The organism is Isoptericola sp. NPDC055881, assembly GCF_053615895.1.
In genome coordinates, this window is record NZ_JBSHCR010000019.1 from 55,639 (window position 1) to 66,165 (window position 10,527).

General features: G+C 73.9%; 9 protein-coding genes. 7 read left to right on the top strand and 2 right to left on the bottom strand.

The genetic code is table 11. The features are described 5' to 3' along the window. Positions 1-7 precede the first annotated feature (7 nt). The 3 genes from ACWGKI_RS08320 to ACWGKI_RS08330 all read left to right on the top strand — a co-directional run bounded on the left by ACWGKI_RS08320 (position 8) and on the right by ACWGKI_RS08330 (position 4,685). Positions 8-925 (top strand): alpha/beta fold hydrolase, encoded by a 918-nt coding sequence (locus tag ACWGKI_RS08320; RefSeq protein ID WP_452186173.1) that lies wholly within the window; start codon positions 8-10, stop codon positions 923-925. A 76-nt stretch (positions 926-1,001) separates the two neighbouring features. Further along, positions 1,002-2,177: a glycoside hydrolase family 1 protein gene (locus ACWGKI_RS08325; RefSeq protein ID WP_452186175.1), complete on the top strand. Its 1,176-nt coding sequence runs from the start codon at positions 1,002-1,004 to the stop codon at positions 2,175-2,177. Between the two features lie 267 nt (positions 2,178-2,444). Continuing rightward, positions 2,445-4,685 (top strand): glycoside hydrolase family 3 N-terminal domain-containing protein, encoded by a 2,241-nt coding sequence (locus ACWGKI_RS08330; RefSeq protein ID WP_452186177.1) that lies wholly within the window; start codon positions 2,445-2,447, stop codon positions 4,683-4,685. A gap of 94 nt (positions 4,686-4,779) precedes the next feature. Here the strand turns inward: ACWGKI_RS08330 and ACWGKI_RS08335 are convergent, their stop codons facing one another. Beyond that, positions 4,780-5,379: an SAM-dependent methyltransferase gene (locus ACWGKI_RS08335; RefSeq protein WP_452186179.1), complete on the bottom strand. Its 600-nt coding sequence runs from the start codon at positions 5,377-5,379 to the stop codon at positions 4,780-4,782. 227 nt (positions 5,380-5,606) lie between these two features. Here ACWGKI_RS08335 and ACWGKI_RS08340 point away from each other — a divergent pair, with 227 nt between their 5' ends. Further along, on the top strand, positions 5,607-6,242 hold the full coding sequence (locus ACWGKI_RS08340) for an XRE family transcriptional regulator (protein WP_452186181.1): 636 nt from the start codon (positions 5,607-5,609) through the stop codon (positions 6,240-6,242). Positions 6,243-6,267: 25 nt separating this feature from the next. Here the strand turns inward: ACWGKI_RS08340 and ACWGKI_RS08345 are convergent, their stop codons facing one another. Then, entirely contained in the window at positions 6,268-6,747 is a 480-nt protein-coding gene (locus tag ACWGKI_RS08345) for a hypothetical protein (RefSeq protein ID WP_452186183.1), read from the bottom strand. 70 nt (positions 6,748-6,817) lie between these two features. Between ACWGKI_RS08345 and ACWGKI_RS08350 the strand changes: the two genes are divergently transcribed. The 3 genes from ACWGKI_RS08350 (at position 6,818) to ACWGKI_RS08360 (ending at position 10,419) form a co-directional block, all read left to right on the top strand. Continuing rightward, complete coding sequence (locus ACWGKI_RS08350) at positions 6,818-7,159, top strand: metal-sensitive transcriptional regulator (protein WP_380243559.1); 342 nt, start codon at positions 6,818-6,820, stop codon at positions 7,157-7,159. A gap of 49 nt (positions 7,160-7,208) precedes the next feature. Beyond that, complete coding sequence (locus tag ACWGKI_RS08355) at positions 7,209-7,583, top strand: heavy-metal-associated domain-containing protein (RefSeq protein ID WP_380243560.1); 375 nt, start codon at positions 7,209-7,211, stop codon at positions 7,581-7,583. 190 nt (positions 7,584-7,773) lie between these two features. Then, positions 7,774-10,419, top strand: coding sequence for a heavy metal translocating P-type ATPase (locus ACWGKI_RS08360; protein WP_452186188.1), 2,646 nt, complete (start codon positions 7,774-7,776; stop codon positions 10,417-10,419). The last annotated feature ends 108 nt before the right edge of the window (positions 10,420-10,527 follow it).

Consider the following 10,527-nt stretch of genomic DNA (forward strand, 5'->3'; position numbering starts at 1 on the left):
GTCGCCGGTGTCCCCCGTCCCCGCGGTGCGCGCGGGCGCACCCTTCTCGGTGCTGCCGCTGCCTGATGGCGTCGAGCCGCTGGTGCTCGACGTGCCGGTGGGCCCGCTCACCGCGCTGCGGTCCGTCGTGCCCGACGGCGTGGCGCGCCGCGCGGTCGCCCTGCTCGTGCCCGGCTTCACCGGGTCGCGAGAGGACCACCGGCTGCTCCTGCCGTTGCTGGCGGCGCGCGGCGTCGAGGCCTGGACGTACTCGCAGCGCGGTCAGGCCGACTCGGCCGCGCCGCGCGGCGTGGGCGCCTACCGCCGCGACGACTTCACGGGCGACCTGCTCGAGGTCGCCGCCCTCGTGAGCGCGGCCGCCGGCATCCCGTCCGGCGCCCTGCACCTGCTCGGGCACAGCTTCGGCGGCACCGTCGCGGCGGCCACGGTCGCCCGGGACGCCGCTCCGTTCGCGAGCCTCACGATGCTCTGCTCCGGCCCGCACGGCTGGCCCGGGCGCAAGGACGCCGAGCGCGACCTGCTGCTCGCCGCCGCCGGGCTGGTCGACCTGTGGACGCTGGACAACCCCGCGCTCGCGCGGCGGATCGCCGAGGACCCGGCCGCGCTGGCGAGCCTCGACGCCGACACCCGCTTCCTGCGGGATCGCTCGGTCGCCACCAGCACCGACAACCTGCTGGGCGCGATCGACGTGCTCTCCGACGTCCGCGACGTCACGCCGGACCTCGCCGCCGCCGGACTGCCCGTGCTGGTCGCGCACGGGGTGGACGACGCCGCGTGGCCGCAGCCCTGGCAGCGCGCCATGGCCGAGCGGCTCGGCGCGCGCTACGCCGTCGTCGACGGGGCGGGGCACCTGCCCAACGTCGAGAACCCTGCCACGACCGCCGACCTGCTCGCGGACTTCTGGACCACGACGCCCGCGCGCTGACCCGCCGCTCGCCACCCCCACGAACACCGCACCACCGCACCACCGACGTACCGCACCACCGACGTAAGGACCACCCGTGCTGCACTTCCCCGAGGGCTTCCGCTGGGGCGCCGCCACCGCGGCCCACCAGATCGAGGGCAACAACGTCAACAGCGACTGGTGGGTGCGCGAGCACGCCGCCGGGACCTCGATCGTCGAGCCCAGCGGCGACGCCGCCGACAGCTACCACCGCTACCGCGAGGACATGCGGCTCCTGCGCGACGCCGGCCTCGACACCTACCGCTTCTCCGTCGAGTGGGCGCGCATCGAGCCCGAGGAGGGCTTCGTGTCGCGCGCCGAGATCGCGCACTACCGCCGCATGGTCGAGACGTGCCTCGAGCTCGGCATCACCCCGATGGTCACGCTGATGCACTTCACGGTGCCGCGCTGGTTCTACGACGAGGGCATGTGGCGCTCGCCGAAGGCAGCCGACCGCTTCGCCCGCTTCACCGAGCTCGCGCTGCCGATCCTCGGCAGCGACGTCGACTACGTCTGCACCATCAACGAGCCCAACATCGCCGCGATGATCGCCGGCGGCGAGGACCCGGCCAACCTCGTGGCCTACGGCCTGCCCGACCCCGACCTGCAGGTCGCCGACACCCTGCTCGAGTGCCACACCCGATCCCGCGAGATCCTCGCCGGCGTCGGCGGGATCAGGTCCGGCTGGACCGTCGCCACCCAGGACTTCCAGCCCGAGCCCGGCTGCGAGGACGTGGCCCACGCGTACGGGTACTCGCGCGACGACTGGTACCTCGAGGCTGCCCGCGGCGACGACTGGGTGGGCGTCCAGGCCTACACGCGCACGATCATCGGCCCCGACGGCCCCCGCCAGGTGCCCGAGGGCGTCGAGACCACCCTCACCGGCTGGGAGTTCTACCCCCTCGCGCTCGAGCACGGGGTGCGCGCCGCGTGGGAGAAGACGCAGGGCGTGCCCGTCTTCGTCACCGAGAACGGGATGGCCACCCAGGACGACGCCCGCCGCATCGACTACACCGAGGGCGCGCTGGCGGGCCTGCACGCGGCGATCCAGGACGGCGTCGACGTCCGCGGCTACCTGCACTGGAGCCTCCTGGACAACTACGAGTGGGCCTCCGGCTTCCGGCCGACGTTTGGGCTCGTCGAGTTCGACCGCGAGACCTTCGAGCGCCGTCCGAAGCCCTCGCTGGGCTGGCTGGGCTCCGTCGCGCAGGCGAACGGCCTCACCGTCCGCTGACGACCCCCGCCGAGGTAGTGCGGACCCCCGCGAGGTAGTCCAAGGCTCCGCGAGGTAGTCGAAGGCTCCGCGAGGTAGTCGAAGGCTCCGCGAGGTAGTGGCCTGGTCCACTACCTCGCGGGGGTTCGCACTACCTCGGCACGGTTCGCACTACCTCGGCACGGTCCGGACTACCTCGGCGCGGCCCGGACTACCTCGGCGCGGTCCGGACTACCTCGGCACATCCCTTGCCCGACGCCAGACGCCCCCCGACCAAAGACCGGAGCCATGACCGACCTGCCGTACCGCGACCCGTCCCTGTCCCCGGCCGAGCGGGTCGAGGACCTGCTGGCGCGCATGACGCTGCCCGAGAAGGTCGGGCAGATGCTGCAGCTCAACGCGATGGACGACCTCGAGGACATCGTGCGGCACCGGCTGGCCGGGTCGATCCTGCACGCCTCGCCGGACCGCGTCGTCGAGGCGATCGAGCTGGCGCGGCGCACGCGGCTGGGCGTCCCGCTGCTGGTGGCGGACGACGCCATCCACGGGCACGGCTTCTTCCCCGGCGCGACGGTCTTCCCCAGCCAGCTGGGGATGGCGGCCACGTGGGACCTCGACCTCGTGGAGCGGGCCGCGCGGGCGACGGCGGTCGAGGCCGCCGCGACGGGCCTGCACTGGACGTTCTCCCCCGTGCTGTGCGCGACGCGCGACCTGCGCTGGGGGCGCGTGAACGAGACGTTCGGCGAGGACCCGTACCTCATCGGAGAGCTGGGCGCCGCGATGGTGCGCGGCTACCAGGGCGACGGGCTCACGGACCCCACCGCCGTCCTCGCGACGGCGAAGCACTTCGCCGGCTACTCGGAGACGCAGGGCGGGCGCGACGCCACCGAGGCCGACCTCTCGCCGCGCAAGCTCCGGTCGTGGTTCCTGCCGCCGTTCGAGCGCGTGGTGCGCGAGGGCGTGCGCACGGTGATGATCGGCTACCAGGCGATCGACGGCGTCCCCATCACGACGAGCCGCTGGCTGCTGCAGGGTGTGCTCAAGGACGAGTGGGGCTTCGACGGCACCCTCGTGACCGACTGGGACAACGTGGGCCGCATGGTGTGGGAGCAGCTCGTCAGCCCCGACCACGCGCACGCGTCGGCCGCGGCGGTGGGCGCCGGGAACGACGTGATCATGGCGACCCCGCGGTTCTTCGAGGGTGCGCAGGAGGCCGTGGCCGACGGGCGGATCGACGTCGCCCGGCTCGACGACGCGGTGCGGCGCATCCTGCGCCTCAAGGTGGACCTCGGCCTGTTCGAGGACCCGCGCGCGCCGGTGGCGGAGCGGATCGAGGCCGTCGTGGGCTGCACGGAGCACCGCGAGCTCGCCCTCGACGTCGCGCGCGGCTCGCTCGTGCTGCTGGAGAACGACGGCACCCTGCCGCTCGACCCGGCGCGGCCGCTGCGGGTCGCCGTCGTCGGGCCCAACGCCGACGACCCGCACGCGCAGCTCGGCGACTGGGCGGGCGCGTCGGGGCAGGTCAGCTGGATCCGCGACGGGCACCCGCGCGAGCTCACCGAGACGGTGCTGGACGGCCTGCAGGCGGTCGCGCCCGCGTCGTGGGAGGTCACGCACGCGCGGGGCGCGAACGTCGTCGAGCTGGGCCCCGACCCGGACGGCACGCACTTCCCCGACGGGCAGCCACGGCCCCCGGCCGCCCTGCCCGCGCCGTCCGACCCGGTCCTGCTGGCCGAGGCGGAGGACGCGGCCCGCGCCGCGGACGTCGTCGTCGCCGTCCTGGGTGACGAGGTGGCGCTGGCCGGCGAGGGGAGGTCCACCGCGACCCTGGAGCTCCAGGGCGGCCAGGTGGAGCTGCTGGAGCACCTGGTGGCGACCGGCACGCCCGTCGTCGTCGTCCTGGTCGCCTCCAAGCCGCTGGTGCTCCCCGAGGCCGTGCGCCGCGGCGCCGCGCTGGTGCACGCCGCCAACCCCGGCATGCGCGGGGGGCGGGCGGTCGCGGAGCTGCTGCTCGGGCTGGTCGAGCCGACCGGACGCCTGCCGATCTCCTACGCGCTGCACGCCGGGCAGCAGCCGGTCTTCTACCACCAGGTGCGCGGCCAGCACGGCACGCGGTACGCCGACCTCACGCAGCGCCCGCCGTACGTCTTCGGCGAGGGCCGGTCGTACACGACCGTCGAGTACTCCGGCCTCGAGCTGGACGCCGCCGACGTCGCGGCCGACGGCGTCGTGCGCGGGCGCGTCACCGTCGCCAACACCGGGCCCCGTCCGGCGGTGGAGACCGTGCAGGTGTACGTGAGCGACAAGGTCACCTCCGTGACCTGGGCGGACCGCGAGCTCAAGACCTTCCGCCGCGTGCCGCTCGCCCCCGGCGAGAGCGTGCTCGTCGAGGTGGAGGTGCCCGCCGCGGACTGCACGGTCGTCGACGCCGCGGGCCGTCGCGTCGTCGAGCCGGGCGACTTCGAGCTGCTGGTGGGCCCCAGCTCGCGGCGCGAACACCTCCTGGCCGCGCCGTTCCGGGTCCGCTGACCTCCCGTCGCCCCGCCGGTGACGCCGAGAGGGACGGGTGGTGAGCAGGACGTCCTGCCCACCACCCGTCCGCGCGCCGGCTGCTAGCGCGCGATCAGCGCGAACACGCGCCCCACCCGTAGTGGGCGCGCGTGCAGGCCGCGTACTGCTGCGGCTCGGTCGCCAGCAGGCGGCGGACCTCGTCGTGCAGCTCGTCGTCGGGGTGCGTGTCCGCCCAGCGGCGCATGCTCAGCCACTGCGGCGCCATGTACCGGTCCCACGACTCCTCGGTCGCGCAGACCATCTCCACGACGTCGTAGCCCTGGTCGCCGAACGACTCGAGCAGCCCGGGCAGGGTCAGGTAGTCGTCGACGGACTGCGCCCCGCACCCGGCCAGGATCTCCGGGGTGGCCGGCACGGTGCGCCAGTACGGCTCCCCGACCAGCAGCATGCCGCCGGGTGCGAGGCTCCGGCGCAGGAGGTCGAGGGTGCCGGGCACCCCGCCGCCGATCCAGGTCGCGCCCACGCAGGCCGCGACGTCCACGGGCTCGTCGACGACGTAGCCGGAGGCGTCCGCCTCGACGAACCGCACGGCGTCGCTCACACCGAGCTCGCGGGCACGGGCCCCCAGCAGGAGGCCGGTCTCCTTGTCACGCTGCTGGGGCCGCGAGCCATCCGGTCGCTTCTCGGTCTGGAAGTCGGCGACGGGTTCCACATCCCCGCGGTCGTCACCACCTAGCGGGACGTCTAGGGACTTCCTATGACGAGTAAGACGTCCCCCAACGCCCCTTCCAGAGCACGGCTAGCCCTCGCCCCTGGGGGCGCCATGACGAACGAACGACTGCGCGCAGCCATCACGGACGCCGGCTTCACGCTGCACGAGTTCAGCGACAGGCCCGGTGTCGATCCCAAGACGGTCGAGCGCTGGATCACCAGGACCGCATGCGGTACCTGTCCCACCGCATGAACGCGGCGCGGATCGTCGGAAAGACCTCCGGGTACCTCTGGCCATCAACCCAAGCCGATCCGCGGACGAAGTCGGCCACCCGTGCAGAGCTCGTCGACCTCTACCCGAGTCGGGGCGCCCTCCCCATCTCCATGTGGGAGGAGCTCATCGACAGCTCCGCCGAGGCGATCGACATCCTCGCGTTCGCCGGGTCCTTCCTCCATGACGGGATCCCCGAGTTTGGCGAGCGCATCAAGGCGCGCGCGGCGGCCGGCGTGCGGATCCGACTGCTCTTCGGTGACCCGGAGAGTCGCGCCGTCGAGCTACGCGGCGAGAAGGAAGGCATCGGCGACCTCATGGCCGCCCGGTGTCGGCTGACATGGAACTACCTCGCGCCACTGCTCGTCGACGTCACCGGCATTCAGGCGCGCAAGCACGGCAGCAATGTCTACGCCTCACTCTTTCGCTTCGACAGCACTCTGCTGGTGAACCCGCATGCGTTCGGAGCCCCCGCCGGCCACTCCCCGATCCTGCACCTCCACCGCATTGCCGGCGGCAAACTCTTCGACCACTACCTGGAGTCCCTCGATCGCACATGGCAGATCTGGGAGCGCAGAAATCAAATTGGCTGAGGGGCGAACGGTCCTCGCCAACGCATCAGTCTCCTTGAATACCCGAAATGATCACCTGAACGCGACGCTGCTCCCGCTCGCCTCGTCCCGCGAACTCTCGTAGAGCATCCAGCGCGACTTTCCGCTGGGGTTCGTTGAGGAACTCGATCGCGGCATCAAGGACATCAACAACGAGATAGTCCGTAGGGCTAGCGAGCGCGCTCCCAAGGCATACAGCAGCAGCGTCGATCACAGCACTGAATTCGGCGCGGACGCGATCGACGTCTTCGACTCGGGCGGACGTTGGCGGGACAGCACCCGCGGCCAGTTGCGCGAGGAGTTCCCAGCTTTCGTTCGTCCCGGCCTCGGATGCCACCGGAACACCCGCCACGAGTTCCGCGACGAGCTCCCCAGCCCCAGGCTTCACAACTTGGTTCGGGACGTAGCGCGCCTCAAGGTCGAGACGAACGCTCTCGGCCTCGTCGAGCGACAGCGTGCGTTGCATCCGCCGAACAGCTTCCTTCATGTCTCAATCATCCAGTCTCGTCCGACTGCCACCCGTTGCCAGGCTTACCCCCTGGGGGTATGGTTGGCCTATGACCGAGACGACCGCACCCACCGACGTCCTCGACGGCGCCGCGCACCAGCACGACGGCCCGCACGGCTACGCCTCGGACAAGGAGGCGTACCTCAAGCGCATGCGCCGCATCGAGGGCCAGGTCCGCGGCATCGCGCGCATGATCGACGAGGACGTCTACTGCATCGACATCCTCACCCAGGTCTCCGCGGTGACCAAGGCGCTGCAGGCCGTGTCCATCGGCCTCGTCGAGGACCACCTCGGGCACTGCGTCGTCGACGCCGCCCGCCAGTCCGAGGCGGAGGGCGCCGCCAAGGTCAAGGAGGCCGCCGACGCCATCGGCCGCCTCGTCCGGTCCTGATCCACCGCGCCGACCCACCTGCCGATCCACCCCCGCTGAAGGAGCACCGATGAGCACCGTCACCACCCTGGGCGTCACCGGCATGACCTGCGCCAACTGCGTCGCGCACGTGACGAAGGACCTGTCCGCCGTGTCCGGCGTCGAGGACGTCACCGTCGAGCTGCACGCCGGCGGCACCTCGGAGGTCGCGGTCTTCTCCGACGCGCCGCTCGACGAGGCTGCGCTGCGCGAGGCCGTCGACGAGGCCGGGTACGAGGTCGCGTCGGTCGACGTCCAGGCCGACGCCGTCGCCGCCCAGCAGGCCGCCCAGGCTCCCGCCCGCCAGGAGGCGCACAACTGCGCCTGCGGCTGCGGCACCGCCGAGGCGTCAGACGCCGCGCCCGCGACCAAGACCTACGACCTCAGCGTGCCGCCGCGCGCCTGACCGCCCCCGCCGGGCCCCACCCCGCGGACCGCCTGCCGACCGTCGCCGCCCGCGCTGCGGGCACCGCGACCCAGGCCCTCCGCGCCGCGCCGCCGTCGGACCGACCGGCGCCCCCACCGCGACCCCGCCACCCCGGGTCGTCGCGGGTGACCTCCGACCCAGTACCTGAGGGAGTCACCCCATGAGCACCATGAGCACCCCGAGCACCCCGAGCAGCCCCACCTCCACCCCCGCGGCCGGGACGGCGGTCACCACGACCGCCGGACCGCCCGTCCTCGAGATCGACCTCGCCATCGAAGGCATGACCTGCGCGTCGTGCGTGGCGCGCGTCGAGAAGCGCCTCAACCGCGTGGACGGCGTCACCGCCACCGTGAACCTGCCGCTCGAGAGCGCGCACGTCCAGCTCACCGCACCCGTCGACGACGCCGCGCTGGTCGAGGCCGTCGAGAAGGCCGGCTACGGCGCTCGCGTGACCGCGCGCCGCGACGTCGCGCCGCCCGTCGCCCGGCGCGACACCCCGCCCGTCACCCCGCCCGCCACCCCTCCCGACACGGCGCACGCGCCGCCCGACGGCCCCGGCCCTGCGGCGTCGTCCGCGGCGTCCGCGCCGGACGCCGAGCCGGCGGCCGTGCCCGAGACCCCCGCGCGCCCCGCCGACGCCCGCGGCGCGGACCTGCGCCGCCGGCTGGTCGCGTCGGCGATCCTCACCGTGCCCGTGGTGGCGCTGTCGATGATCCCCGCGCTCCAGGTCACGGGCTGGCAGTGGGTCGTCGCGGCCGCGGCCCTGCCGGTCGTGACGTGGGGCGCGTGGCCGTTCCACACCGCGGCCGCCCGGGCTGCCCGGCACGGGGCGTCGACGATGGACACGCTGGTGTCGCTCGGTGTCGTCGCGGCGACCCTCTGGTCCCTGTGGGCCCTGACGTGGGGCGGCGCGGGCGAGCTCGGCATGACGATGCGGCCGTCGCTGGTCCCGTCGGAGTCCGGCGGCACGCCCGAGCTGTACTTCGAGGTCGCGGCCGTCGTCACGACCTTCCTGCTGGCCGGCCGGTATGCCGAGCACCGCTCCCGCCGCCGCGCCGGCGACGCGCTGCGCGCCCTCCTGGAGCTGGGCGCCAAGGACGCCGAGCGGGTGCTCCTCGCCCCGGACGGCACTCCCCGCACCCGGCCCGACGGCGGCCGCGCGACCGAGCGCGTCGCGGTGTCGGACCTCGCCGTGGGGGACGTGTTCGTCGTCCGGCCGGGCGAGAAGGTCGCCACCGACGGCGAGGTGGTCGAGGGCACGAGCGCGGTGGACACCTCGCTCCTCACCGGCGAGCCGGTCCCGGTGGACGTCGGCCCGGGGGACGCGGTGACCGGCGCGACCGTCAACACGTCCGGCCACCTGCTGGTGCGCGCGAGCCGCGTGGGCGAGGAGACGACCCTCGCGCAGATCGGGCGGCTGGTGTCCCAGGCGCAGACCGGCAAGGCCCCCGTGGCCCGGCTCGCCGACCGCATCTCCGCCGTCTTCGTGCCGGTGGTGCTGGGCCTGTCGGTGCTCACGCTGGTGGGCTGGTTGCTGGCAGGCGCCGACGTCCAGCTCGCGTTCACCGCCGCCGTCGCCGTCCTCATCATCGCCTGCCCGTGCGCCCTCGGGCTCGCGACGCCCACCGCGCTGCTCGTGGGCACGGGGCGCGGCGCGCAGCTCGGCATCCTCATCAAGGGACCGGAGATCCTGGAGTCCACGCGCCGGGTCGACACCGTCGTGCTCGACAAGACGGGCACCGTCACCGAGGGCCGCATGCGGGTGGAGCGCGTGGTCGTCCCGCACCTGTCAGAACCACGTGCGGGTATGGCAGCACCTGGTTCTGACAGCTCGCGGGAGCGGGAGGTGCTCGCGTACGCGGGCGCCGTCGAGGCGCTGAGCGAGCACCCGATCGCGCACGCCGTCGCGGCCGCGGCCACAGAGCTGTCAGAACCACGTGCGGGTATGGCGGCACCTGGTTCTGACAGGTCGACCGGGGCGGACGGCGTCGGCATCGGCGCGCTGCAGGCGTTCGACTTCCGCGCCACGCCCGGCGGCGGCGTCGAGGCGGTCGTACGACGCGCGCACTCCGGTCTCGCCGGGCTCGCGGCCGACGGCGGGCTCAACGCGCGCCGCGTGCTGGTCGGGCAGCCGTCGTGGCTGGCCGGGCAGGGGGTGACGTTCGAGGGCGCCGGCACGGACGGACTCGCCGCCGCGTTCGCGGACGCGGAGACGACGGGAGCGAGCGCCGTCGTCGTCGCCTGGGACGGGGCCGCCCGCGGCCTGGTCGTGCTGCGCGACCCGGTGAAGGCCTCGTCCGCGGCCGCGGTCGCCGAGCTGCGCGACCTCGGGCTGCGGCCCGTCCTGCTCACGGGCGACGGCGAGGGCGCGGCCCGGGTCGCGGCCCGCGAGGTGGGCATCGCGGACGAGGACGTCGTCGCGCGCGTGCTGCCGCAGGACAAGGCCGCCGTCGTGGCACGGCTGCGGGCCGAGGGCCGCGTCGTCGCGATGGTGGGGGACGGCGTGAACGACGCCGCGGCCCTCGCCACCGCCGACCTCGGCCTCGCGATGGGCACCGGCACCGACGTCGCGATCGAGGCGAGCGACATCACGCTGGTGCGCGGGGACCTGCGCTCCGCCCCGGCCGCCGTCCGCCTGTCCCGGAGGACGTTGCGGGTCATCAAGCAGAACCTGTTCTGGGCGTTCGCGTACAACGTGGCGGCCGTCCCGCTGGCCGCGGCGGGCCTGCTCAACCCGATGATCGCGGGAGCGGCGATGGCCGCGTCGTCCGTCATCGTCGTCGGCAACTCGCTGCGCCTGCGCCGCGCCGGCTGACCCCCGAGGTGTTGTGAGCGGGGGGGGGTGGGGGGGGTGGTGGGGGGGGGGACGCGCACACCCCCCCCCCCCAACCCCCCCCCCGCGCGCCGCGGGGACGCGGCCCCC